The 24,453-nt window shown below is 37.0% G+C and carries 21 protein-coding genes and 1 tRNA gene; 11 read left to right on the top strand and 11 right to left on the bottom strand.

Features of this window, described 5'->3' with window-relative positions; genetic code table 11:
• Window positions 1-23: 23 nt before the first annotated feature.
• The 10 genes from AAEU33_RS19970 to AAEU33_RS19925 form a co-directional block, all read right to left on the bottom strand.
• The gene (locus AAEU33_RS19970) at window positions 24-3,191 is read right to left on the bottom strand and encodes a M1 family aminopeptidase (RefSeq protein WP_345989891.1); all 3,168 of its coding nucleotides are present in this window, start codon (window positions 3,189-3,191) and stop codon (window positions 24-26) included.
• Window positions 3,192-3,193: 2 nt separating this feature from the next.
• Window positions 3,194-4,066: an ABC transporter ATP-binding protein gene (locus AAEU33_RS19965; protein WP_345989889.1), complete on the bottom strand. Its 873-nt coding sequence runs from the start codon at window positions 4,064-4,066 to the stop codon at window positions 3,194-3,196.
• 205 nt (window positions 4,067-4,271) lie between these two features.
• Complete coding sequence (locus AAEU33_RS19960; protein WP_040995723.1) at window positions 4,272-4,475, bottom strand: helix-turn-helix transcriptional regulator; 204 nt, start codon at window positions 4,473-4,475, stop codon at window positions 4,272-4,274.
• 1 nt (window position 4,476) lies between these two features.
• Window positions 4,477-4,992, bottom strand: a complete 516-nt coding sequence (locus AAEU33_RS19955; protein ID WP_345989887.1) for a DUF2975 domain-containing protein — start codon at window positions 4,990-4,992, stop codon at window positions 4,477-4,479.
• 193 nt (window positions 4,993-5,185) lie between these two features.
• Entirely contained in the window at window positions 5,186-6,385 is a 1,200-nt protein-coding gene (locus AAEU33_RS19950) for a hypothetical protein (protein WP_345989886.1), read from the bottom strand.
• 162 nt (window positions 6,386-6,547) lie between these two features.
• A complete protein-coding gene (locus AAEU33_RS19945; RefSeq protein WP_345989884.1) occupies window positions 6,548-7,633 on the bottom strand; it encodes a nucleotidyltransferase domain-containing protein in 1,086 nt (361 codons plus the stop codon).
• Between the two features lie 71 nt (window positions 7,634-7,704).
• Window positions 7,705-8,451: a nucleotidyltransferase domain-containing protein gene (locus tag AAEU33_RS19940; protein WP_345989882.1), complete on the bottom strand. Its 747-nt coding sequence runs from the start codon at window positions 8,449-8,451 to the stop codon at window positions 7,705-7,707.
• 230 nt (window positions 8,452-8,681) lie between these two features.
• Window positions 8,682-10,442, bottom strand: a complete 1,761-nt coding sequence (locus tag AAEU33_RS19935; RefSeq protein WP_345989880.1) for a hypothetical protein — start codon at window positions 10,440-10,442, stop codon at window positions 8,682-8,684.
• Window positions 10,443-10,627: 185 nt separating this feature from the next.
• A tRNA-OTHER gene (locus AAEU33_RS19930) sits at window positions 10,628-10,725 on the bottom strand.
• Between the two features lie 61 nt (window positions 10,726-10,786).
• Window positions 10,787-12,169, bottom strand: a complete 1,383-nt coding sequence (locus AAEU33_RS19925) for an RtcB family protein (protein ID WP_345989879.1) — start codon at window positions 12,167-12,169, stop codon at window positions 10,787-10,789.
• Window positions 12,170-12,367: 198 nt separating this feature from the next.
• Between AAEU33_RS19925 and AAEU33_RS19920 the strand changes: the two genes are divergently transcribed.
• The 10 genes from AAEU33_RS19920 to AAEU33_RS19875 all read left to right on the top strand — a co-directional run bounded on the left by AAEU33_RS19920 (window position 12,368) and on the right by AAEU33_RS19875 (window position 21,259).
• Window positions 12,368-12,700 (top strand): HopJ type III effector protein, encoded by a 333-nt coding sequence (locus AAEU33_RS19920; protein ID WP_345989878.1) that lies wholly within the window; start codon window positions 12,368-12,370, stop codon window positions 12,698-12,700.
• 213 nt (window positions 12,701-12,913) lie between these two features.
• On the top strand, window positions 12,914-13,927 hold the full coding sequence (locus tag AAEU33_RS19915) for a WYL domain-containing protein (protein WP_345989876.1): 1,014 nt from the start codon (window positions 12,914-12,916) through the stop codon (window positions 13,925-13,927).
• A 53-nt stretch (window positions 13,928-13,980) separates the two neighbouring features.
• Window positions 13,981-14,106 (top strand): hypothetical protein, encoded by a 126-nt coding sequence (locus AAEU33_RS19910; protein ID WP_262888793.1) that lies wholly within the window; start codon window positions 13,981-13,983, stop codon window positions 14,104-14,106.
• A 310-nt stretch (window positions 14,107-14,416) separates the two neighbouring features.
• Window positions 14,417-14,980 carry a hypothetical protein gene (locus AAEU33_RS19905; protein WP_273647291.1) on the top strand — a complete coding sequence of 188 codons (564 nt, stop codon included), beginning with the start codon at window positions 14,417-14,419 and terminating at the stop codon, window positions 14,978-14,980.
• Window positions 14,981-15,095: 115 nt separating this feature from the next.
• A complete protein-coding gene (locus tag AAEU33_RS19900; protein ID WP_345989874.1) occupies window positions 15,096-16,142 on the top strand; it encodes a glucokinase in 1,047 nt (348 codons plus the stop codon).
• Window positions 16,143-16,305: 163 nt separating this feature from the next.
• Window positions 16,306-16,872 (top strand): YceI family protein, encoded by a 567-nt coding sequence (locus tag AAEU33_RS19895; protein ID WP_172276961.1) that lies wholly within the window; start codon window positions 16,306-16,308, stop codon window positions 16,870-16,872.
• A gap of 78 nt (window positions 16,873-16,950) precedes the next feature.
• Window positions 16,951-17,577 (top strand): YceI family protein, encoded by a 627-nt coding sequence (locus tag AAEU33_RS19890; protein WP_172276964.1) that lies wholly within the window; start codon window positions 16,951-16,953, stop codon window positions 17,575-17,577.
• 72 nt (window positions 17,578-17,649) lie between these two features.
• Window positions 17,650-18,297, top strand: coding sequence for an alpha/beta hydrolase (locus AAEU33_RS19885; RefSeq protein WP_273647295.1), 648 nt, complete (start codon window positions 17,650-17,652; stop codon window positions 18,295-18,297).
• Window positions 18,298-18,397: 100 nt separating this feature from the next.
• Entirely contained in the window at window positions 18,398-19,744 is a 1,347-nt protein-coding gene (locus AAEU33_RS19880; protein WP_345989872.1) for an ammonium transporter, read from the top strand.
• Window positions 19,745-19,840: 96 nt separating this feature from the next.
• Complete coding sequence (locus tag AAEU33_RS19875; protein WP_345989871.1) at window positions 19,841-21,259, top strand: L-serine ammonia-lyase; 1,419 nt, start codon at window positions 19,841-19,843, stop codon at window positions 21,257-21,259.
• A gap of 361 nt (window positions 21,260-21,620) precedes the next feature.
• Here the strand turns inward: AAEU33_RS19875 and AAEU33_RS19870 are convergent, their stop codons facing one another.
• Window positions 21,621-22,466, bottom strand: coding sequence for a prephenate dehydrogenase (locus AAEU33_RS19870; RefSeq protein ID WP_345989869.1), 846 nt, complete (start codon window positions 22,464-22,466; stop codon window positions 21,621-21,623).
• Window positions 22,467-22,824: 358 nt separating this feature from the next.
• Here AAEU33_RS19870 and AAEU33_RS19865 point away from each other — a divergent pair, with 358 nt between their 5' ends.
• Window positions 22,825-24,450: a T9SS type A sorting domain-containing protein gene (locus AAEU33_RS19865; RefSeq protein WP_345989867.1), complete on the top strand. Its 1,626-nt coding sequence runs from the start codon at window positions 22,825-22,827 to the stop codon at window positions 24,448-24,450.
• Window positions 24,451-24,453 lie beyond the last annotated feature (3 nt).

Raw genomic sequence — 24,453 nt, 5'->3', positions numbered from 1 at the left:
TCTTTTGGGATAATCCTGATTCATTATATAGTTTTAAATAACCGGTCAACTTCTTTTTGAGAAAATGCATCGGGGCATACTTTGTAAAACTCTTTAAGAAGATCCGTACTTGCAGGCTTTTTAGGGTATTGATTATGTAAAAGAAAATTCTTGAGTGCCTGATTTACCCTTTCTTCACCAAGCAGCTCACTTAGTTTCACCATCGCTACTGCACCTTTGGAATAGGCGATATGAGGTTCCTCTCCGGTTGCTTTGTAAATGGGCTTGTTTTCTGATAATCCTTTTTCGTTATCATAGATCTGCTGATGCATTTCTATTCTGTCGAGCATTTTTTGTTTTCCATGCATCTTCTTATACAGCATCATTTCAGTATACATGGCTAAGGTTTCCGTAAGCATTACAGAACCTTCCCTGTCATCGGGATCAATCTGGTTGTTGCCCCACCATAAATGGGAAAGTTCATGTCCTGCCAGTTCATTAATCACATCCTGTTTTTTATCTGAATGAATATTCGCATGAAAGATCATGTCTTCAGGCATAAAGATCGCTGACGGATAGGCTGTGGCTGCAAAACCTTTTGTATAAGAAGAAATTTCAGCGAAGTTGACTGATTGGAACGGATATTTTCCAAAATTGCGCATACAATAATCTAAAGTCAGTTTCGCATTATTAATTAAATGAAAGACATTTTCACTATGATTTGCATGATAAAAGACATTGATCAAAATACCTCTATACCTGACACTTTTACGATTATAGTCAGCAGAGGAAACGGCAAAACGAAATGGAATACCTCTGGCTGCGTATTGAAAATATTTTCTTTTACCCTGTGTCCATTCTTTAATTAAATCTCCGGTTCCGACTGCTGTCTGATCCTTTTCAGTTGAGACGGTCATTGTAAGATTAATAAAATCATTCAGGAATATTTCTGGAGCTTCCGGTTTCTTAAGGCCAGATGTTTTGCCCAATTTATAATCCATTCTTTGTTTCTCATCCTGAAGTTCATAACTTTTTTGATAGCCAATACTTGGATAATATCTGCTTATCCGCATAAACGAACCGTTTTTAATAACAGCATTGAATGAATCGTGTCCGTTTACTGCATACCATTGATAGGAGAGTGTGAAATTTAAGGTTGCAGTCTCATTGGGCTGTAATGGCCGGTTTAAATGTATTGCTGCAGTTCCTGTACGGATCTTTACAGACTCGGAAGAAGTAGTAAGAACAGCAGATTGGATTTTTAGATTCGGATGGAAGTTAAATAAAATTTTATCAATAGCTTTGGTTGTGGTGTTGGTAATAGTATATTTCCCTTCAATTATATAAGAAGATTCGGACGGGAAAAGCTTGATTTCTGTGCTGACATCTGTTATTACAGGCTGAGGGAGTTGTTCAAAGATCTTGAATTTTTTTTCGTACAGAACAGCCTTAGTAATTGATTCTTCTTTATTCTGAGGAATGTATCCTTTCATAAAATGATATCCGCTAAAAATACCGGCTGCTAAAAGAATAGCGATACCCAACCATCGATTTTTATTCCATTTTTTTGTAGCAACAGATCTGTTAAGGATCCATAGAAACGCAACCAGACCTATTCCAAAGAAGAGTCTTTCAGCAAATGCTGTTGTATAGATTCCATAACCGTTAAAGTCACTGTAAACCCCTTTAAAATCTGAAAATATCCTCAGCAAAGGGTATGGAATAATCTTTTTCGAAGCCGGGCCTGCAAAAATAAAAACGACAAGAACGGAAATTCCTAATGCTATAAACCTGTTTTTACTAAAGTCATTAATCAGCAATATAAAACCGGAAAATAACAGCAATGGTAACGTATTGAAAAGGATTGTGCCTGAATAGGCAATCCAGTCAATATGGAAATAATGGTAGCCAAGCTGGAAGGTCAGGCCTTCTATGATAAGGATACCTGTAAAAAAGAAAATGAGAATACCAGCGGAGAGAAGATGTCCGGATAATTTATTTTTTGAAAAGTGGGTGCTTTTTTCAATCAGGATAAATCCTGATGACTGACTTCTCCAATACAGGTCGTTAATGAAATACGTCATGATCAACAATCCGAGTAGATGGAAATTTTCTGAAATGGTTGTTGCCATGAGACCTGAGCTTGCATACTTTTGTGGTAAACGGATTCCTTTTTCAATTTCAGCATACATTTCCATACCGACTGCAAACAATAGCAATATAGAAACTGCAATAATGCTAACACTTTTAAAAAGGTAAATCAGATCGATTTTGGCAAAGGAAAGAACAGATCTGAAGGAGGCCCTGAATCCAAAATCTGATTCGGCAGTAATATAATCCGACAACACAATATGAGGAGCGGAAAAAAGATCATTTTTCTTTCCTGATCCTTTATCTGAAGAGGTCGTAAAAGAAAATAAACGATAAGATAAAAATAAGAACAGTCCTGAAAATACAATAAAAATCAGCCTGTTCGTCAATAGATATCCTGAAAGAGGAGTGATAGAATGGTTCTTTTGGGCCACCGAAAATACCTTTGCCTCCAGGAAATAGGCAGATAATCCAAAAGGATCAGATAGTGCAGAGAGCTGCTGAGTCTCTATTGATTGAGGTAAGCTTCCCGCCATGAAAGGTGAATTGGAAAATAATAATACAACCATATACAGAACATATAACAGCAGGCCGCCGGTTACTACCAGGAGCTTTCTTTTGGTACTGTACGCAATGAAAAATAAAAAACTACAGACTAAGAGACAGTTGATGAATCCTAAAATCACTACCGGATATAGATAATACCAGAGATTGAAATAGGGCTGCATCTCACTTCCTGTCCTTGTATTTTGCCCGAGAATAAAGCCAATAATCAAAAACAGGAAGCTCAGGAAGGTTTGCAGGAAATAGTTCAGAAACTTTCCTTGCAGATATGTTCTTTTTGAAAGAGGTAAAGAAAACAGGATCATATCAAATTTCGAATCCCAATCCTTAAACAGCTGCTGACTTGCGTAGATAATCGCAAAAAATATAATAGAAAGGCTCAACATACCCACCATAAACCCGATGGAATAAGGTGAGTTCAGATAAATACCTTCTCCGACAGTCAGGTTGAACTGGCTTCCGCAAAATATACCCAGAACGACTAAAGTGAAGGCAATAAGATAACTGAGCCAGTGCTTTATGTTGCGTCTGGCTTCAAATAAAAGTAATGAGTTCATGATTATGGTTTTTGAGTGAGGCTATGAAAGTATACATGTTCCAAAAGAGGAGGAACAGCATTGAAATCTTTTGGTTGATGGGCTGCGAAAGTCGTGATATACAGTTCCCTTTCGATCAGCTGTTGGCTGATGATCTCATGAGTTGCCTGATAATCCTCCCATTCATTTCTGTTGATCCGTTTTGACCAGATTTTATGTTCTAATTCTGAAATCAGGTCACCGGGTTTCCCTTTTCGGATAAGCTTTCCTTTATTGATAATAGCCATCTCAGAACATAAATTCCGGACATCTTCTACAAGATGAGTAGAAAGGATCACAATAACATCCTTGCTGATATCATTGAGTAAAGAATTAAAACGGTTGCGTTCTTCGGGATCCAGTCCTGCCGTAGGTTCGTCCACAATAATGATTTTAGGGTTTCCTAATAAAGCCTGGGCAACTCCAAAACGCTGTTTCATTCCGCCTGAAAAAGTATGGACTTCTTTGTTCCGGAAATCTGACAGGTTTACTTTTTCCAGCAATCCGGAAATCTGTCTTTTTCGAAAGGTATTGTCTTTTATTCCCTTTAAGATAGCAATGTGATGCAATAAGTCGTAAGCTGAAACTTTAGGATAAACTCCAAAATCCTGTGGTAAGAACCCGAGGTTTTGTCTTATAAAATCAGGCTCCCTGGAAATATCAATACCATTGAAAATAATATTTCCCGAACTGGGTTTCTGGAGGCCAACGATCGTTTTCATTAAAGAGGATTTTCCGGCTCCGTTCGGACCCAGTAAACCGAACATGCCATTTCCTATTTCCAATGAAATGTCTTTAATTGCCTGGAAGCCATTTTTATAGGTAAGGCTCAGGTGGTTAATGGATAATGTATTCATGATTTTGAATTTGGATAATACAATAGCAGGCAACGTTTCCGTTGCTTTTTTTATGATGTTGAAAAATAAGTTGTTGTATCTACTTGCTAATGAAAATGAGCTGACAGTTAAAGGGTGTGAGTTGATAGATGAAAACTAAAGGCTAAGGTCATGGGCACTTTCGCTTTCTTACCGATATCATGCATCTTTTATCTCGTTTCCACCACTATTCTCTATACTCTAAAATATCTCCCGGCTGGCATTCCAGAATTTTGCAGATAGCTTCGAGGGTATCAAAACGAACCCCTTTTGCTTTTCCCGTTTTCAGAATGGATAAATTGACAGGCGTGATTCCTAATTTTTCTGCCAATTCCTTACTCTGCATTTTTCGCTTGGCAAGCATGACATCTAAGTTGACTATAATTGGCATTTTATATAAATAGATCTTGTTCGTTTTGCAAATGTAGCCCTTGCCTGAAGATATTAGCAAGAAAGAGGCAGAAAATTCCTAGCATGAAATGGATAAAAACCAATCCCCATATAATACTTTCGACCTCTGTAAAGAAACTTGCGATGATCACAAGCGGTAGTGGAAGGAAAATATTGTATAAGTAAAATCTCTTCAATTGTAAAATGTTTACCTCGGTAAATAATTGAGGTTGAAAGAACACTTTAAAAACTTTTGCTGAAAACCAGAAAAAAATACCATATGTCACTAAAACGGCCATGAAAGAGAATATAATGTAAGGATAATTGTTTTCAATGTTGAGAAATGGCTGTTCAGTAAATGGATAATTGATATGTAAATATTGATTCTCTTTATAAGGAGTTACCGCAAAACCTGTAGTCATACAGAAAAAGGAATAAAGTGCTGTAATAAGATATCCTCCTGATAATACCAGGCAGATATAATATAAAATTTTTGCAATAATTTTAGTTTGATTCATAGCATGATCATTAATTGATAATGCAAATGTATAATTAATTATCGTAAAACAATAATTAATTAAAAAAAATATTTAAAAATAAAAAAGTCCTGATATATCAGGACTTGGAGTAATGTAGTGTTAATGGGCCATTTTTACGAATGATCTCGATTAACATGTATTGAACCCAAAGTAAATAAAAACAGCATATGTGCTAAACAACTATTTTCTGAGCAGTTACTTTGGGTATAATAATTAAATAATCGTAGCCCGCCAATAGTTTTTTTAGGGTGCCGGATTTTACGGAAGTCTTTTGTTTTTTTATTTCAGCATTGATCTTGGTAAGGTCAAAGAGGAGCCATTCATTTTCCTTATGAACCAGGCGGTAGAAGGGTCTCAGAAAAAGAATGTATTCAGCATCATTATTTTCAGCAAAGAAAGATCCTGTTTTTCCATTTTTTTGAATAATGGCAATATGTAAGGACTTTTCGTGGTCTTTTTCGGCAAGATTAAATGCAACATTTCCTATATCAGGGCTATTTTGCAGTAGGCTCTGATCTTTACCGGCATGACTGGCTCCAAACTTGAAAAGATTTCTTTTTCCTATTATTTTGTTCTGGTTTTCAAGAAGATTTTCCTTCATCGAAGCTATTTTCAGGAACTGAGATTCGTCTCCCTTTTGATTATTTTCCAGAGCATATATTGTATTGCTTTGTAGCAGCTTGTTTAAAGCCTTATGCTCATATTCGGACAAATCTAATTTTTGAATATCTGCAATACGGGTCCTGAAATCGTTGCAGAACAAATAGGGCTGGTTTTTGCTGTCATCAATAGTCCGATAACCCTGTCCGGATTTGAACGTGTTCCATCTCTCATTCGATTCTTTCAGTAAAGATTGATATTTTGCTTTTGCTATTTTATTGGATGTCCTTGCAATAAGCTCTCTGAAGATCACTGCATCAGAATTGTAATAAATCTGATCAAGGCCTATGACGTTTTTCTTATTTTGGAAAAAATAATCCAGAAGGTCATGGTCTTTGTTAAATGAGAAAAACGAAAATCTACCGTTAGAGCTGGAAACAATTGATTGGTATTCTTTATTTTTCTCGAAGTCTTTTTTAAGGATATCAATGGTAAGCTGATCTGCTTCCGTAATATAGTTGTCGAAGTTGATATTGTGAGTAAGATAAGAAGTAAAATCCAGGACCTCATTATTAAGATGGTCTTCACCGATCAGAACATATTTGTGTTTAGCAATCGTTTCAGTCAGGTTACGAATTCCTTCACCGGAAAAATGATTATTCTCGAAATTTATGATTTGATAATGTTGTGAAGCAATTTTAGTAACTAATGAATCTTGAGCCTGAATGGTACAGCCTAACAAGAAAACCGTTAAAAAATAGATTACTTTCATTATTTTTTTCACAAATTTAAATTTCTGTTTTACTCAAAAATTGTAAAAATGTAAAGGACCCGAAATGAATAGATAATCTCTTTAAATAAAGTTGCCTTAGAAAAAGGCAACCTTATTTTCTTTTTGGGTGGTTTATGAGTCTATACAACTCCCGGATTTTATTTATTTTGAATGATATAGTTTTTTCCTGATTTCGATGAGGTTCTGAGTTGTCCTTTCCAGATCCGGTGAGTCTGGTAGGTTAGAACTGGAATAATAATGCTCTATAGAAAGGACCAGGTTTTTAGCTTTTTCCATTACATGATCATAAGATCTTTTTCCTGCTTTTATATCAAGTAACTCATCACGGTTCTCTACGCGGATCTGCATCGAACCTGTTTTTAGAATATGCTCGCAGGATTGCAGTAATCGGATGGTATGCATCATGTTTTTGCTGTCATAGTTCTGCCCATGAATCTGGTTGACATTGTAACGGTCCTCATTGCGCTCAGCTACCCATTTCCAATATTCCCTATAGTCTTTACAGTAAACAGAGTAGGCATCCAGATTGCAGAACAGATAAGCAGTTGGTTTTTCATCCTTAGGAACAGATGATACAGAAACCTGATTTGCCTCTTCATTCTGAATAATCCCCTTATATCCCAATGTTCCCGATTCATCGTAAAATAAAGCAAACATACCCTTAGTATGATCAATGCTTACCAATCCGCATTGTTCCTGTGAGAGACTATTCTGTCCTTCCGATATAGAAAATTCATGCAACCATTTTTTCAATGAAACGGAACCCTGTCCTGCAAGGATAAAACAGAAATCCAGGATGGATTTTCTTTCTTTATCAACCGGGTTTACAATCTTTTTATTAAGACCTTTTGCCTTTTTAATCTGTGAAACCGCATAACCTGCAAAGGTATCTTTACAGAGTTTTGACAGGAAATCCTCCGTTTTCAGCAGATCCATCAACGGATGTTTGTACAGGATGCAGTCTTCCGGACTTGCCAGAATTTCCAGGATATTGGGATTGTTCTTTTGCAGCAATTCTACAAATCTCCCGATTTCATAATAGGTAATATCATTGGTCTCATTGGAAATCTGGGGGATGTAGTTCAATCCAAAGAAATCCTCCTTGGGAAGGTAATAAACTCCCTTTATATCCGTGTCGGAACTCTCCGTTGCCAGCCCGAAAGCCCGGCTTCCGGAAATAGCTTCAAAAAGAAGAAGGTTTTTATTTTTAAGATCCTGAATCGTCATGATGGTGTATTATAATTGTCCGATTTTTTTAACATTGAAAAAATGGTGTAATATTAAGTGCTTTCGATCCGTTAAGCTAGTATTTTTCTAAACACCAATTCCATTTCTTTTTTATTTCCTTTTCCTCCTGCCAATGTTTTCGTTTTTTCTTCAGTCTCAGCAACTACACTTTCCAGAAATCCGAAAAGCTCCCAGTCATTGGAGTGATTATAGGATTCTCCTTTAGTAGCCTTTAAAGCAACCAGACTCTCTATTTTAGTTTTTGTAAAATCATCAACCAATACCAGAAGATCACTGAACAGAACAGGAGGAACGGTTCCTTTGTCTAATATCCACTTTCCTGTAAGTGCTGTTCTTAAACAGTAGAAATAACTTTTTAATTTCACTTCATCATGTCTGCAGGCTTCCAGGTACTTTTTACTCATACTTAAATAATGATAAGACACCGCTATCGGAGAGAAGCAAGTATCAGCCAAAGGCTTGAACAAGTCTGTAAATTCTTCATTTTTCTTATAAACGACAGGAGAGTAGAACCAGCTTAGCAATGCAGCATTGGACTTTAGCAAAAGGTGAAAAGTCTTTCGAAGATCCCAACCACTACCATCCAGGTCATCCTCTGTCATGAATTCTATTGTTTCATCCTTGTCCCATGGAGAAAGATACCATTCCTTTTCATGACGGTATATAAACCGTATATCATAATCGCTGTCCGGCGATGCAAATCCCCAGGCTCTGCTGCCGGATTCAACTGCAAGAAGTATTTCTATACCGTGTTTTTCTTCTACCTCTTTTAATTTTTCTAATATCCTGTTTTCCATTGCTGTTATTTTTTGATGATACAAAATAACAGGCTAATTGCGCAATGTTTATGCGTAGTTTTATTTTTTGAATTATTAAAAAATGAATTTTGCTTCTGTAATAGCAAAAATATAGTAAGTTGCTTATAATGAAGTGATTCAATATCTGGCAGATTAATATTATTTAAAAAAAACTGCATAATCCGCGAGAAAGAAATGAGTCGAATTTAAAACATATTAAATACTAAGCTTTATTTGAAGACATAAAAAACTTTAATAAAATTGTCTTTTTCTAAAGTTTCTAAAGAGAAATCGAAATCAGCTTCTTTTTTTTCTAATGTAACAATTGCACCTAATTCTTCAACTACGTGATTAAAGGATAAAGGCTCATTCCACTGCTGATAGAGCGCATCGGTTGCCATCATCGAGATTTCCGAATTTCCTGAAATATGTGAATGTCCAGCTCCGAAATTCAGTAATACAAAGCATTGTTTTCCTTCTTGCATTAAAAACATTCCCAATATGGTTTGCTTTTGTACAGAAGTACATTTAATTTCAGCAAATAAATTGTTAGGATTCATCATATAATCACGGGAAATCTTATCTCCTTGTCCGATAACGATCTTATAGCCACAATTACTATCTCCGTTGTAAACATTATTCATAACAAGGGTGGGGGTCTTAAATTTGTTATTGGCATAAAGATATTCTACAGCACCTTTTGGAGCAGAGGTCATATCTCCGGAGTACATAAGTTGTCCATCATCAAGATTATAAGATGAATTCCATCCGATTTTTCCTGCTATATTCAATCCGGAAAGATCCAGATCGAAAGCTCCCCAGGCATCTTCCCAATAAACTCCTACCGCTAACCTATCTCCATAAAATCTTGTTCCTGTAGGAATATTTCCGACAAACATTTTTTCAGAAGTAGGCAAGCCATATTCAACATTCTCTGGAAAATAGATTTTTTTTCCTGAAAGGTCTATTCTGGATTTTAAGTACCTTAATATAAAATCATAATTACGATCATTAACATTAGTTGTCTTATCTTTTTGTATCCATGATTTTCCGTTTCTTATTCTGTATACGAAGGTATTTTGGCCTCTCATTCTTGAATAACAGGCTGATAAAGCCTTAAATAAGGCAAAAGGAGTCGCATTATCCAACCATGGTAAATCCTCATTTTCCAATAAGTTGTTAGTTACTTTATTTAGTGGGTTCGAGATTAAAGGTCTGTGATAGTATTTTGATAGCTTGGATATTTTATTGATGACTTTTGGAGACTGGTTTTTAAAAGCCAGAAATAAAGGTTTGAATCTATTAAAAATTTCAGCTAATTGCTCTAGCCCGAAATCTTTAAATATTTCAACAGGGTCGTAAGAGCTTTTCTTAACGGCATCAATGAGGTCATCACTCTTAATCAAAAGGGTAGTACCCGTAGCTTTATAGATGGCATACCGGAAAAATTCAACTGGATTTTCAGGATAAATATCAAATAAATCTGCAATTTTGACTATGGCTTCTTTATTCTTTATATTTTCTTTTCCAGTAAAAGTATATCCAAGCTCATCATTCAATACATAGATCAGGTCATCGATAGTTTCTTCTTTTAACGAGATTCCTGATTTCAATAAAGAAAGGCATTTTTCCTGCATTTCTTCTTTTGTATAAGCTTTGATCACTTTGAACGTCAGTTTCAGGTCAGGAATATCAAGTATTTCATTGGGAATATAGATTTCATTCTGAAACTTACTTCCATAGGTAGAAAGGTAATGTCTGATTTGCTCAAGAAACAATTCTTGTCTTGTACTGTTTTTAATTGTTGACCAGGATTTGTGAAAAGTTTTGTTCAGTGCTTTTCCATTTAATTTCTCTTTTGAGTAATAAGAGATAATTTGCTTTTTAGCCCAAAGTGCATTAGGTTCTATGATGAAACCTTCATTGAAGACCAGGGGTTTTTCGTTAGATTCTTTTGCTAAAACAGCATTGAATAATTTAAGTGTTTTCATCGTTAATAAAATAAAAATAAGTGAGGAGTATCATTTGAAATTGAAATGTAGAAACTCCTTTTACCAATAGTTTTTAAAAAAGGCGGGGAGTATTTTTTCCTAGATATAGGAACTCCCTTTGCCTTAAATTTTTAACTGATGTAAATACATTATTTCTCAAATGTAATAATTTATTTCATCATTTGTGGAGCAGACAGGAATCGAACCTGCGACACACGGTATAGGAACTTTTTGTGCCAATAGCGGAAAGTTACTGTTGCTCTACCTACTGAGCTACTGCTCCCTGATTATACAGATATTATTGTGTAATCAATTGAAGGATCAATATTCAACCAGGAAAAGCCTTATGCCTTCCTGAATTTTCTTTTCTTTTTCCACGGTGCATTTTTCCCGACATCACCAGCCATGATACACCCGTAAGGCATCACTTCATCCAATACTTCACACAATCCGTATTCTTCAATCTGTGCTCTTACGTTTTTAGCACTTTTATATGCGGTCGGTAGTTCGGAAATATCAATTTCATTGGAAAAGAAACGGATATCCAATCCTTCGGTTTCTTCAGCAAAAACTTCTTCAATGGTTTTATGGGCCAATGATCTCTTATGCTGACTTCTGCTGAAATTCCTTCCTGCTCCGTGTGGCGCAAAACCCAGGTTTCTTTCATTGGTGTTTCCCTGAACTATTAAAACCGGTTCTGCCATATTTAATGGAATCAGTCTTGGTCCTGTAATATCAGGCATGAATTTATCATCCAGTGGGGTTGCTCCTTTCGCATGGTAAAACAGATCTCCGTCTTTGAAGACAAAGTTGTGCTCATTCCAGTACCTGTTCTCTTTTTCAATTTCCATTTTGTGTAAAACGGCATCATGGATGGAAGTATGGTTTTCTTTCGTCCATGTTCTGATCAGCTGCAGGGCTTCCCAGTAAGATTTTCCCTCTTCTGTATCGTATGGGATCCAGGCATTCTCTTTCAGCGTTTCCGGTGAAATATCCTGTCTGAAACGATTGGCAACTTTCATCCCTTTATCGTAAAGAGCAGCTCCAGGAGCTCTTGAACCATGATGAGTAACCAACATGGTATTTCCTGTATTTTTAGAAATACCAACGAATAAGAAATGATTTCCATCGCCCTGTGTTCCCATATGAGAGCGGGCAATGCTGATCAGCTTTTCATCATTAAGGAAATAATTTTCCCTGAACGCATCCATCAGTTCCTGCGACATCGGCATTTGTTCTCCTCGTGCTCTTCCTCCATATCCGAAATGAGTTACCGAATGAGCAGTATCCAAAACAGTTTTAGGATCAGCTTTTCCAAAATCAGTCAACATCACGGAACAGCAGATATCTGCGCTATGAAACCCAGGATGGATTGCATTTTTAGCAATAACCACACCACCCACCGGTATATGACCTTCTGGTCCTGTCGGACAGGCATCAGGCATTAAAGCTCCTCCAACCAATGTTGGGGTTTTCATTAAAACCTGCATGGTTTTGATTACCTTTTCCACGTTATCATTTTCACTTTCGTGCTCAGCTCTGATGTTGATGATGAAATCTTTTGGGGTTTCATGCAAAGGAATCTGGTCCGGTTGTTTATATTGCTCCAGATACGTTTTGATCTGAGTTTCATCCAGATTATTTTCGTTGATATATTCTATCGCTTCTTTAAACCATTTTGCGGGTCTGAACCCTAATTCAATTAGGTGATTTCCATTAAATTCCATGTGTTCTTTCAATTTGATGATGCAAAGTAAATACACAAGTATGCAATCTTTTTGCGTAGATGAATTTTTTTTGATTATTTTTACAAAAGCGAAAAAGCTGAAAAGCAAAATAATGGAATTGCCACAAAGTCAAGTGAAGTTATATTTTAATGATTTAACCATTTTGCCAATTCGCTCTTTCGCCTAAAAAAAATAAATATGCTATTAGAACAAGTAAAAAATTCTCCGGAAACCATTCAGTTTAAAGATGTCATTGCCTACATTGATGAAAATTATCATTTTACACCTACCAGATTCGCGAATGGAAATACAGTGAACGAAGCGGATCAGAATAACGGATCATGTAAGGTATTCAGTTTTGGAATACAGAATAATTTGTCAAAGGATGAGGTGTTAAGTCTTTTCGGAGATTTTTACAGAGAAGATGTACTGAAAAACCCGGATGGAACAGATCATCAGAATATCAGAAGCTTTATGGAGTTCGGATGGGATGGGGTTTCTTTTGATGGAGAGGCTTTGGCGAAGAAATGATTTTGATTATGATGTATTAATGTATTAATGTATTAATGTATTAATGTATTAATTTTTCAAATAAACTATTAAGTCGTTGATTAGAGCTGAACGGAAAGACTATCTGTGGTTTTTGATTTATTTACATTCAATTAGAAAGGAAATAAGGAAAAGAAAAAATTCCGGCTGAAAAATCATGTTGCGGAATAAAAGACATTTCAATAAAATACTATTATGTCATCGAACAAAAATGCCCTGATCCGATATAAAACATTGGATAAATGCCTGAAAAACAAGTATAGAAAATATACGCTGGAGGATCTGATCGATGAGTGTTCGGAAGCCCTGTTTGAGTTTGAAGGCAAAGAATCATTTGTCAGCAAACGTACGGTCCAGCTTGACCTGCAGAATATGCGGAGTGAAAAGTTTGGCTATGAGGCACCCATTGAAGTCTATGACAGAAAATACTACCGATATAGTGATCCGGATTACAGTATTCATAATATTTCAGTAAATGAAAGTGACCTGAAGGCAATGAATAATGCCGTTCAGATCCTGAAGCAGTTCAAGGACTTTTCCATGTTTAAGGATATGAACGGAGTGATCCAGAAGCTGGAAGACTCCATCCATTCTACAAACCAGAAGTCGATTATCCACCTCGATAAGAATGAACGGCTGAAAGGGCTAGAGCACATCGATATACTATATGAAAGCATTTTAAACAGGAAAGTACTGAAGATTCTTTATAAAAGCTTTAAAGCAAGAGAATCGGATTATTACACCGTACATCCGCAGCTCCTGAAGGAATACAATAACCGGTGGTTCCTTATATGCTGGTTTAAGAATAAAATGTATAATCTGGCCTTGGACCGTATGGAGGAGATTTCTGTTGATGAAAAGGTAAGCTATATTGATAAAGAATTTGATTCGGACCGTTACTTCGGGGAAGTGATCGGGGTTACGGTTTCGGATGGGCAACGTCCGCAGAATGTTATCTTTAAAATTAACCCAAAACATGCCCCTTATGTCAGAACCAAACCTTTTCACCATTCCCAGGAGATTGTAAAAGAAGATAAAACCGGAACCACATTTAAAATATGTGTTCAGCTGAACTTTGAATTGGAGAGAATGATATTGGGTCTCGGCGAATTTATAACGGTTTTAAGGCCTGAGAGGCTCAAAAAAAGAATTCAGGCCAGTTTGGAAGAAGCATGCCGGAATTACCAGCTTTTGAATACCAATGAATAAAGCGGATTAATAAATGGCTTAAAAATTGTAATGATAAACCAAAATTACTACATATGAAATCAAGAATTCTTAAGGCGGTTATTGCCATAGTTGCACCACTTGTTATAGAATATATCGTAAAAAAAGTGAGTGAAAAATTAGATAAAAAGGAAGAAGGAAAAAAGCAGATTCCAGCATAAGTACAACATAATCTGGAATGATAAAAAAGACTGCCCTGAAAAGGCAGTCTTTTTTTTTAGGTAATAGCGGTTGGATAAAATCCATTGAAAGTCGCTCCTGAAAGCACTGAACTTAATATTTTAAACATTTTTCACTTTTTGGCTATTGTTTTTTCAAGACTTAATTAAACATTTATTTAAATTTTAACAAAAATTAACTATTTGATTTTCATTGATTTGAGTCGCGTGTGGATGTTAAAGAAGTGAAAAACGACCTGCTTGGCATGATTTTTACAGCATTCTGAATAGTAAAATTTAAAGATCAGAAATTATGAAAATGTTTAAACAAGCAGTTTTACTAGCTGGAATTTTAACAGCAGGTGTAGCAAGTGCACAGAGCGTACAGATGAACAATATGCTTAAAGTAGGAGCGAATGTAGGATTAGCTGTTCCTTCTGATAATCTTTCTGCTGCTGTGGGTGTAGATGTGGCTTACCAGAATCTGATTACTCCAGGAGTTGGATTAGGTATCGCAACTGGTTATTCCCATTATTTCGGAAAAGAAAACAACGGATATAAAAATAATGATGTAGGGGTAATTCCTGTAGCAGCATTATTGAGAATTTATCCAAAGCAAACAGGTTTCTATTTTGGGACTGACTTGGGTTATGGATTCCTTGTAGGGGATGATAAAGTAGCTTCCAATACTTCGGTTGACAGACCAAGCGGAGGTTTTTATATCAAACCTGAAATCGGGTACCATAATCAGGACTGGAATTTCTTCGTACAATATCAGAAGGTATTTACAGGAAGTAAAGGTGATTTAGTAAATCAGGACTACAATGTGGGTAACATTGGTGTCGGATTTTCTTACAATATTCCATTAGGAAAGTAGTTAGATTTATATATAAACAATTATTAGCCAAAACCTTTTCATCTTTTTGAAAAGGTTTTTTATTACCGTACACGATTTCCGAAAACTATTATTATATTTGATAAAATTTGTGATTATGAACTTAAATCCAAAATTTCCCCTTTATTTACCGGGTGTAAAAGACAGCAATAATAATGATGTTTCCATCATTGGAGCCAACTTACGTGAGGATGTTACCACTTTAGGATACTATGTGTCTGGTGATGGAGGGCTTGATATAAAATTACAGACAAGCTACCCGACAAAAGAACATGCTTCTTTTTCGGAAATCCTGAAAAAATTTATTCAGGAAAATCAGCTGAGCAATGTGAAGCGTTTAGGAATAGCGGTTCCGGGACCGGTTCTTAACGGGAAGAGTAACCCTGCCAGATTAGGCTGGAGTTTTGACGTAGACGAATTTAAAAATGAATTCGGATTCGAAAAAGTGGATATGCTTAATGATCTTGAGGCATCTGCTTATGGAATGGGACTTCTTGAGGACAGCGACCTGGAAGCTATCTACACAAGCGGACACCTTGAAAAAGGAAATGTTGCGATCCTGGCACCTGGGAATGGTCTTGGGGAAGCGGGGTATTTCTTTGATGGAAAATACTTAAGACCTTTTGCTACGGAAGGCGGACATTCCGAGTTTTCACCAAGAACCAATGTTGAAGTGGAATTTTATCAGTTTCTGAACAACATCTATGGGATTGTTAGCTGGGAGAATGTTCTTTCCAAAACAGGGCTTTTTAATATCTACCGGTTTTTAAGAGACGTGAAAAGACATCCTGAGCCTGAATGGCTGGCAGATCGACTTGCCAACGGTAATTTTTCACAGGAGATATACAAGGCAGCCGTTGAAGATGATGTGTTGATTTGTAAAATTGCATTAGATACCTTCCTGGAATTTCTTGCGAGAGAGGCTAATAACCTTACCTTAAAGCTTAAGGCTACCGGAGGATTGCTGATTTCCGGCGATATTCCGCAGATGCTGAATGAGTATATGGATAAGGCAAAATTCTATGAGAAATTTAAAATAAGCGATAAAATGGAAGACATGTTGAGGAATATTCCGATCTACCTGATCAGGAATAATCTCACGGGCTTGCATGGTGTCGCACTGTATACAGCCTATTACGAATAACAAATAAGAAAATAAGAAAATAAAAACTCCGGAAACTCCGGAGTTTTTTTATGCCTGATATTATTCATGAAAATAATTAGTTTTATTGATGTACATCAATAAAATCTATCAAATAAGATAGCTACATTTGTATCGTTAAATAACAATTAAATAAATTTATTCAATGAAAAAAATATTATTATTAGCGGTTTTAGCTAGTGGATTGGTTTTCGGGCAATCAAAAAAAGTGGTAGCATCTGATGTTCACTGGTGGGGGTATAAAGTAGCAAAATCTGAGGCAAGTTCTCATGACGGTACAGTAAAAGTGAAGTCAGGAAACCTTGTTATGAAAGGAAATGATGTTGTAGGTGGATCTTTCGTTTTAGATATGACTTCTATTACGTCTACAGACCTTTCCGGAGAATACCAGACTAAGCTGAACGGACATTTAAAGAACGGAGATTTCTTTGAAGTTGAAAAATATCCTACAGCTGCTTTTAAGATTACTTCCGTAAAGAAAAACAATGATAAAATATACAACTCTCTAGTAACAGGAGATCTTACAGTAAAAGGAAAAACTAACAGTATTTCTTTCCCTGCAAAGATTGCATACAGCAAAGGAGTAGCAAGTCTAGTATCTGATAAATTTTCTTTCGACAGACAAAAATTCGATGTTGCTTACAAATCAACAATGCAGGATGTTTTTGTGAAAGATGATATCGATATGCTTGTAAAAGTAACTGCTAAATAATTTAATCAAAAAAAGATTGTTAAAAGTGTAGAAGTTCTACACTTTTTTTTATTTTTGTTGAATTGTAAATAAAAAAGAATGAAAAGACTACTATTGTTTGCTATGATGTGCGTAGGTATATCATTTGTTTCTGCTCAGAGAAAATTTGATAAGGTTTCGAAGGTGACCTCTTCTGAGATCAGATGGTGGGGATATAAGGTTGTAAAAACCGTGCCTACATCGCATTCCGGAACAGTAAAACTGAAAAGCGGAAAATTCAATTTTGATAAAACGGTTTTGGTAGACGGTGAATTTATAATTGATATGAGAAGTCTGATGGCGGGGGACGTTTCTGATGAAGATCAGATCAAGCTGACCAACGACCTTAAAAGTACCAATTTCTTTGAAGTTAAAAAGTTTCCGATTGCGAAATTCCACTTAACTAAAATTATTCCTCTGGCAAACAGTGAGTACAATTCAACGGTATATGGGGATGTTACGATAAAGGGAGTGAGAAAGACCATTACTTTCCCTGCTAACGTATATGTTACACAATTTACGGTAGTGATTGAGTCTGCTAAATTCTCATTGAACAGAAGGGATTTCAAAGTATTCTATCAGTCTTCTTTAAAAGATTATTTCATTAAGGATGAAATGGATATCCAATTCAAAGTTTCTACAGAAAAGCTGGATAATGATAACAGGGTTCCTGTAAAGAAAAAATAAAAGGTTTTACTTTAACAATAAATTAAATATGGATAGCTTTCAATAGTTACCCATATTTTTTATTTTAGCAGTATGAAAATCTATGTAATAAGCGGACTTGGTGCAGATTTTAAAGTGCTGGAAAAATTGCAGTTTCCTGCACATCTGGAAGTGGTGTTTATAGACTGGCTCATTCCGGGGCTGAACGAAAGTTTTCCTCAATACGTTGAGAGAATGGCGTCAAAGATTGATGATTCGGAACCATTTTATCTGTTGGGGTATTCTTTTGGAGGAATTATGGTGCAGGAGATCAATAAAATAAAACCGGCTGAAAAAGTAGTGATTTTAGGAAGTATTAAATCTGATAAAGAAAAATCGAGGTTAATAAGAGCCGGACAGATTACCAGGATCCCTAAAATATTACCTACCCGTTTTTTTAATGAAAAAAATACAGCGGCATATTCTGTGCTCAGGAAGTTCTTTGATCCAAAAAATCCTAAGGTTTTACAGTATTTCAGGGTGAAAGATCCTTATTATCTGAAATGGTCCATAGAAAAGATTTCAGATTGGAGGTTTGATGAAAATCCTGAAGTGATCCAGATATTAGGTGACAGGGATATTGTATTTCCTGTGAAAAATTCAAAACCGAACTATATTATACGGGGTGGAACCCATCTGTTTCCCGCTACTAAATCAAAAGAAGTATCTAAAATTTTAAATGAAATATTTCCTGTGGAATAGATTTTAAATTATTATTCGTTAAAATTTAAGGGTTGTTTTGTTTTTAAATGTGTTTTTATGAAATTTATCCCTATTTTTGATAGGGTTAAAATAGATTTTTATGAAAATTGGTTTGAAATGGATCGTGTCCTTTGCGGTGATATCAATGGTTGCTATCGGTGGTTTGTTTTGGTCACCGGTAACGGACCTGCCGGATTCAGGTGAGTTTTTAAGCGAAGATAAGATCGTAGGGGCTGATGTGGCGTGGATTTTAGCAGCAGCAGGACTGGTATTGCTGATGACACCGGGGTTGTCCTTCTTTTATGGTGGAATGGTGGGTAAAAAGAATGTGATCTCCACCATGTTGCAAAGTTTTATTGCTTTAGGAGTCATTTCTATTCTGTGGGTTGTAGTTGGATTTTCTTTGTCATTCGGTGATTCTATAGGGTTTGAAATGAACGGAGAGCACTATGGACTGATCGGTAATCCCTTGAGTTACCCCTTTTTTAATCATGTAGGTGTCTTGCCGCACAAGGCGATGGCTTCTACCATTCCGTTTATTTTATTCGCTCTTTTTCAGATGAAGTTTGCGGTGATAACTCCCGCACTGATCACCGGTTCTTTTGCCGAACGGGTGCGCTTTATTTCCTATCTGCTGTTCATGGTTCTTTTCAGTATATTCATTTATACGCCCCTTTGCCATATGGTATGGCATCCGGACGGTTTGTTGAATAAATATTTTGGTGTCAAAGATTTTGCAGGCGGAACCGTAGTGCATATGAGCGCAGGATTTGCTGCTTTGGCAGGAGCAATGGTTGTAGGAAACAGGAAAAACCCTCACCATGAACCTTCGAATATCCCTTTTGTACTTCTGGGAACAGGAATGCTTTGGTTCGGTTGGTTTGGTTTCAATGCCGGATCTGCACTGGGAGCGAATGCAACTGCTGCCACAGCTTTCGGAACCACAACTATAGCTTCGGCATCAGCGATGATGACATGGATACTCTTTGACCGAATTAACGGGAGAAGTGTTTCTGCATTAGGAGCATGCATCGGTGCTGTAGTAGGTCTGGTTGCCATTACCCCGGGATGTGGCTTTGTATCTGTTCCGGAAAGTTTATTTATCGGATTTATTTCAGCTATTGTTTCCAATCTGATGATGAACTGGAAGAAACTCAAAAAAATAGACGATACCCTGGATGTTTTTGCATGCCATGGAGTAGGGGGAATCATGGGAATGATCCTGACCGCTATTTTTGCGCATGGTGAAAATGCAAGCCTTCTGCATGGAGGGATTGAAGTATTTGCCCACCATATGATGGCGCTGGTTCTGGTTTCTGTGTTTGCATTTTTCGGCTCTCTGGTTTTGTACCGGCTGACAAACAGAATGATTACCCTCCGGGTATCCGAAGAGTCGGAAAATATGGGGCTGGACATGTCTCAGCATGAAGAAAGCCTTAAATGGTAGCGGGTACTTAAATAATTATTTTAATCCTTGTGTGAAGGGAAGCATAATAACGATTTATCATGTATCTTTGTGATGAGGAAAAATGATGAATCTTTTATGGAATCAATATCAGTATTTGAGATTATTAAAGTTGGCATAGGCCCGTCCAGTTCGCATACGATGGGACCATGGAATGCAGCTTCTGCATTTATCAGAATTATAAAGAGAGAAAGATCGATCACAGAGGTGAAAGAGGTCTTTCTTGAATTTTTCGGTTCTTTAGCAAAAACCGGGATAGGACATGGTACAGATATCGCGGGAATGCTGGGATTGAATGGTGAGGATTACAAGACGATCAATACTTCAAAAATTGATGAGAAAATTGAGAAAATAAAAAGAGATGAGATCATCAATCTGGGTGGAGAGAAAGAAATTCCTTTTATCTACGGCTATCATCTGGTTCTCAATATGCAAAAATCCCTCGATTTCCATCCGAACGGAATGATTTTCAGAGCCGTTTTCGAAGATGGAACCGAACTGGTCCAGGACTTCTATTCCGTAGGAGGAGGATTCATTGCAAGCCAGGAAAAAAATTCGATCCAAAAGCATTGTGTCCGCACATTATACCCTTGTCATCACGGTTCAGATGTTATAAAATATTGTGATAAGTTAGGGCTTGAAAAGTTTTCAGACCTGATCATGATTAATGAAGAAAGCTGGAGGACCCAGGAAGAAACCAGACAGGAAGCATTGAATATCTGGACACAGATCAAAGAATGCATCTACAAAGGAGTCAACAAAGAAGGAATTTTGCCTGGTGGTTTAAATGTAACCAGAAGGGCAGCCGGAATCAACAGAAAACTTTTAGGGGATAAAATATATAAGAATATTGACGAATGGTTTCAGCTGGTAGTAGATGCCGAAGAAAATTTCACCAATATCAATAAATGGATTGCCTGCTTCGCTTTGGCTGTCAATGAAGAGAATGCAAGCTTCGGAAGGATCATTACAGCACCTACAAACGGAGCGAGTGGTGTTATTCCTGCCGTTTTAATGTATGCTCAGGCTTTCACGCCATTCACGAGTGAGGATGATATTGTAAGATTCTTACTGGTTGCCGGAGAAATCGGAACCCTGTTTAAAAAGAATGCCACGATCTCCGCGGCTATGGGAGGATGCCAGGCTGAGGTTGGAGTATCTTCTGCTATGGCGGCAGCGGGACTTACTGAAATTTTAGGCGGAAGTGTAGGACAGGTGCTGATGGCGGCTGAAATCGCTATGGAACATCATTTGGGTCTTACCTGTGATCCGATCAAAGGATTGGTGCAGATTCCGTGTATTGAAAGAAATACAATGGGAGCAATGAAAGCGATCACCGCAGCCAATATCGCTCTTGAAAGTGATCCTGCAAAAGCGAGGGTAACTTTGGATGAAGTTATTCAGACGATGTGGGAGACAGCTCAATCGATGAGTGACCGTTTTAAAGAAACTTCGGAAGGAGGGTTGGCTATTGCAGTCAATGTTCCGGAGTGCTAGAAATATTTGTCACAAAAGTAATTTTCTTTTAAACTGATAGTCCTAAAGCTTTATAAGTTTAGAAAAAATGTACCTTTTTATAGTGACCTAGGAAACGTAGGCGTTAAGAAAATGAATGCTGTGAACGTTAAAAAAATTCTACTGTCTGAGTGCGGAGAGAAAAGTTAATAATAAACATACTTCAAATCCGCACGAGTTATAGAATTTTTAGAGAACAGGATTCATTTTTAGCCGCAGTTTCCAGTCTTGAATTTTTGTTTCTTTTGTTTCAAGACAAAAGAAAAGATACAATCAATTACTAAAGTTACGATAGATAATTCTCCTTCATCGAAATAACAAAGAAAAATATTCAATAAGAGGATTACTTATCCAGTATTCCTCTTATTTTATTGGCATTGGAGATCAGCTCCGTTAAATATTCGTAATTTTCTTTTTCCAGAGCAGCCTTAAACTTGCGTAGCTGCGAAATATGTTCATTAAGGACATCCAGAACATTTTCTTTATTTTGTTTAAAGATCGGAACCCACATTTCCGGATGGGATTTGGCTAGTCTTACCGTACTCGAGAAACCCGAACTTGCCAGCTGGAAGATGGTGTCTTCCTCTTTTTCTTTTTCCAGCACGGTGTTGGCTAAGGCGTAAGATGTAATGTGAGAGATATGAGAGATGTACGCGGTGTGGACATCGTGGTCTTCAGCATTCATATAAATAAGGTGCATATCCAGGCCTTCTACAATTTTCTGAACGAGGGCAAGAGCGTCTTCTGCGGATTCTTCTTTGTTGCATATCACCCCGGCTTTTCCTGAGAAGCTCTCTGCAACGGCTGATTTCGGTCCGCTGTTTTCCGTACCCCACATCGGGTGGAAAGCTACAAACCTCGACCTGTTCGGGTGATCTTTTACGCCGTTTACAATTCCTGCTTTGGTGGATCCTGCATCCATTACCGTTTGGGTGTCTGATACCAGATCTAAAACTGTAGGTAAAAGCTTTCTCGCAGAATCCACCGGAATAGCTATAATCACAAGATCGGAATTCCTGATTCCATATTCCAGGTCTACCTTGGCATCGATGATATGTAAGCTTAATGCTTCATCAAGGTGCCTGCTGCTGTTGTCTATTCCGTAGATAAAATCGGCAATTCCTTTTTCTCTCAACTTTAAAGCGATAGAGCCTCCAATGAGACCTACACCGACAATACTTATTTTCATGTTCTTTTCATTTTAAAATAAAAAACCCCGTCCTAGGACGAGGTTGTATATCATATATAAGAATCTCTATCCCAGATCTGAGTTAAATATTCTATAGTAATATGTTCCGTTATTTGTAATCACGAAGCGAAGGTATAAAATATTTTTGAAATGATAAATATGATTTTGATAGAAAGTTTTGCTTGTGAGGAAAGACTTTTGGTTTTATAATGCGACGAGTTTTGTCGCAATTCAAAGCTAACTTTGTACAAATGAAAAAGATGAAGTCAAAAATTTTCGATAAGTCTTTTCGTTGTGAGATAAAAAAGATTACTTTTGCGGCAATTATAAAAATGAATTTAACAATTAAACACAAGGCATGAAAAAACTCTACTTCAGTGTACTTTCTATGTGCATTATTTCCTGGCTATCGGCCCAGGAAGTGGTTTGGCAAAAAGATATCAAATCTTCTACCCAGGATTTCCTAAGCCAGGTAACCACAACAATCGATCAGCAGTATCTGATAACAGGAAGTGTCATACAGGCTGGAAACCAGAAGAAAGATGCAGGAAGCAATATCCAGCAAAATAATGGATATGACTTTCATTTGGTGAAGCTGAACCAGCAAGGAGATCAGGTTTGGGAAAAGTATTTCTCCGGAAACAATCATGATTATTTGTCTTCTACCGTAGCTACCCAGGAAGGAGGCTTTCTAATTTCAGGAACCTCATATTCCGGAAAGGGAATAGATAAAAAAGATGAATCTAAAGGAGGATCAGATATCTGGCTCATCAGGATTAATGAATTTGGTGATGAATTGTGGCAGAAGACTTTGGGAACAAGTGCTGATGAAGAAGCCAGGGCAGTTATCCAAACCACAGATTTAGGATTTGTTGTAGCCGGAAATGTTCAGAATTCTTCCAAAGGTTACGGTTCAAAAGATATCCTGATTATCAGACTCGATAAAAACGGAAAAGAACTTTCACAACTTATTTTAGGAGGAAGAGGATTAGACGAAGTGGAGAAGATGATCCCTACAAGAGACGGAGGAGCACTTCTGGGAATCTATTCAAGAAGTTCCGAGTTTCGTATTTCCAATTCCGGGAATCAAAACTCAGCCACAGGAACCTCAGATTCCGTATCCCGTTATGCAAAAACAACTGAAAACTTTGGTGAAGGAGATTACTGGATCGTAAAACTAAACAAAGAAGGAAAGATAGAATGGGAAAAGAACCTGGGAGGAAAAGGAGATGACCATCTAAGAACACTGGCTTTAACCTCAAACGGTTATATCATTGGAGGAGAATCCAGAAGTGAGAGATCCGGAAACAAGACGGTAGGAATAGAAGAAGGAACAGATTTGTGGTTGGTTTCTTTAAATGAACGAGGAGATGAACAGTGGCAGAAATCCTACAATTTCAAAAACAGGGATGTTTTGATGGGTATGACTGCCCTAAATCAGCTATCAACTGACAGCTCTCAACCCTCAACTAAAGGAATATTGTTGGGTGGATATACTCAGGCAGAAGGAAGAATAGAAACAGATGATGAAACATTCTGGATGCTGTATTTGGACAGTAATGGAAATGAACAGTGGAGAAAGCATGTGAAGGGAGAATCCAGAAAGAGAGAGGAGAGATTATCGGATATTAAGCTGAACAGAGATGGTTCCATTATTTTAGCAGGAACCAGTGCAGAGGAATTAGGGAAGGAGAACTGGAAGATTGTGAAGCTGGGAGACAAGCAATTGGATCAGCTAATTGAGAAACAAGATATCAAGATCTATCCGAATCCGGTATCAGATTATGCTTATGTAGAAATAGGCTTTGATTTCAGGGAAGCGGATATTACTTTGTATGATATGGGCGGAAGACAGCTTCAGAATCTAAAAACGAAGAATAAGGTGACTAAGATTAATACACAGCCGTTGATACAAGGTGCTTACCTGGTGGTGATCAAGACGGATACGAATAAAACGGCTAATGCTAAATTGATTAAGAAATAATAT

It is taken from the genome of Chryseobacterium sp. Chry.R1, assembly GCF_039645525.1.
In the GTDB taxonomy this organism is placed as follows: domain Bacteria; phylum Bacteroidota; class Bacteroidia; order Flavobacteriales; family Weeksellaceae; genus Chryseobacterium; species Chryseobacterium proteolyticum.
This window is presented reverse-complemented; position numbering and strand designations above follow the sequence as displayed.

What these genes read in the sequence shown, in the direction of transcription:
- AAEU33_RS19970 (WP_345989891.1), bottom strand. Translation starts at nt 3,191, where the DNA reads ATGAACTCATTACTTTTATTTGAAGCCAGACGCAACATAAAGCACTGG.
- AAEU33_RS19965 (WP_345989889.1), bottom strand. Translation starts at nt 4,066, where the DNA reads ATGAATACATTATCCATTAACCACCTGAGCCTTACCTATAAAAATGGC.
- AAEU33_RS19960 (WP_040995723.1), bottom strand. Translation starts at nt 4,475, where the DNA reads ATGCCAATTATAGTCAACTTAGATGTCATGCTTGCCAAGCGAAAAATG.
- AAEU33_RS19955 (WP_345989887.1), bottom strand. Translation starts at nt 4,992, where the DNA reads ATGAATCAAACTAAAATTATTGCAAAAATTTTATATTATATCTGCCTG.
- AAEU33_RS19950 (WP_345989886.1), bottom strand. Translation starts at nt 6,385, where the DNA reads ATGAAAGTAATCTATTTTTTAACGGTTTTCTTGTTAGGCTGTACCATT.
- AAEU33_RS19945 (WP_345989884.1), bottom strand. Translation starts at nt 7,633, where the DNA reads ATGACGATTCAGGATCTTAAAAATAAAAACCTTCTTCTTTTTGAAGCT.
- AAEU33_RS19940 (WP_345989882.1), bottom strand. Translation starts at nt 8,451, where the DNA reads ATGGAAAACAGGATATTAGAAAAATTAAAAGAGGTAGAAGAAAAACAC.
- AAEU33_RS19935 (WP_345989880.1), bottom strand. Translation starts at nt 10,442, where the DNA reads ATGAAAACACTTAAATTATTCAATGCTGTTTTAGCAAAAGAATCTAAC.
- AAEU33_RS19925 (WP_345989879.1), bottom strand. Translation starts at nt 12,169, where the DNA reads ATGGAATTTAATGGAAATCACCTAATTGAATTAGGGTTCAGACCCGCA.
- AAEU33_RS19920 (WP_345989878.1), top strand. Translation starts at nt 12,368, where the DNA reads ATGCTATTAGAACAAGTAAAAAATTCTCCGGAAACCATTCAGTTTAAA.
- AAEU33_RS19915 (WP_345989876.1), top strand. Translation starts at nt 12,914, where the DNA reads ATGTCATCGAACAAAAATGCCCTGATCCGATATAAAACATTGGATAAA.
- AAEU33_RS19910 (WP_262888793.1), top strand. Translation starts at nt 13,981, where the DNA reads ATGAAATCAAGAATTCTTAAGGCGGTTATTGCCATAGTTGCACCACTT.
- AAEU33_RS19905 (WP_273647291.1), top strand. Translation starts at nt 14,417, where the DNA reads ATGAAAATGTTTAAACAAGCAGTTTTACTAGCTGGAATTTTAACAGCA.
- AAEU33_RS19900 (WP_345989874.1), top strand. Translation starts at nt 15,096, where the DNA reads ATGAACTTAAATCCAAAATTTCCCCTTTATTTACCGGGTGTAAAAGAC.
- AAEU33_RS19895 (WP_172276961.1), top strand. Translation starts at nt 16,306, where the DNA reads ATGAAAAAAATATTATTATTAGCGGTTTTAGCTAGTGGATTGGTTTTC.
- AAEU33_RS19890 (WP_172276964.1), top strand. Translation starts at nt 16,951, where the DNA reads ATGAAAAGACTACTATTGTTTGCTATGATGTGCGTAGGTATATCATTT.
- AAEU33_RS19885 (WP_273647295.1), top strand. Translation starts at nt 17,650, where the DNA reads ATGAAAATCTATGTAATAAGCGGACTTGGTGCAGATTTTAAAGTGCTG.
- AAEU33_RS19880 (WP_345989872.1), top strand. Translation starts at nt 18,398, where the DNA reads ATGAAAATTGGTTTGAAATGGATCGTGTCCTTTGCGGTGATATCAATG.
- AAEU33_RS19875 (WP_345989871.1), top strand. Translation starts at nt 19,841, where the DNA reads ATGGAATCAATATCAGTATTTGAGATTATTAAAGTTGGCATAGGCCCG.
- AAEU33_RS19870 (WP_345989869.1), bottom strand. Translation starts at nt 22,466, where the DNA reads ATGAAAATAAGTATTGTCGGTGTAGGTCTCATTGGAGGCTCTATCGCT.
- AAEU33_RS19865 (WP_345989867.1), top strand. Translation starts at nt 22,825, where the DNA reads ATGAAAAAACTCTACTTCAGTGTACTTTCTATGTGCATTATTTCCTGG.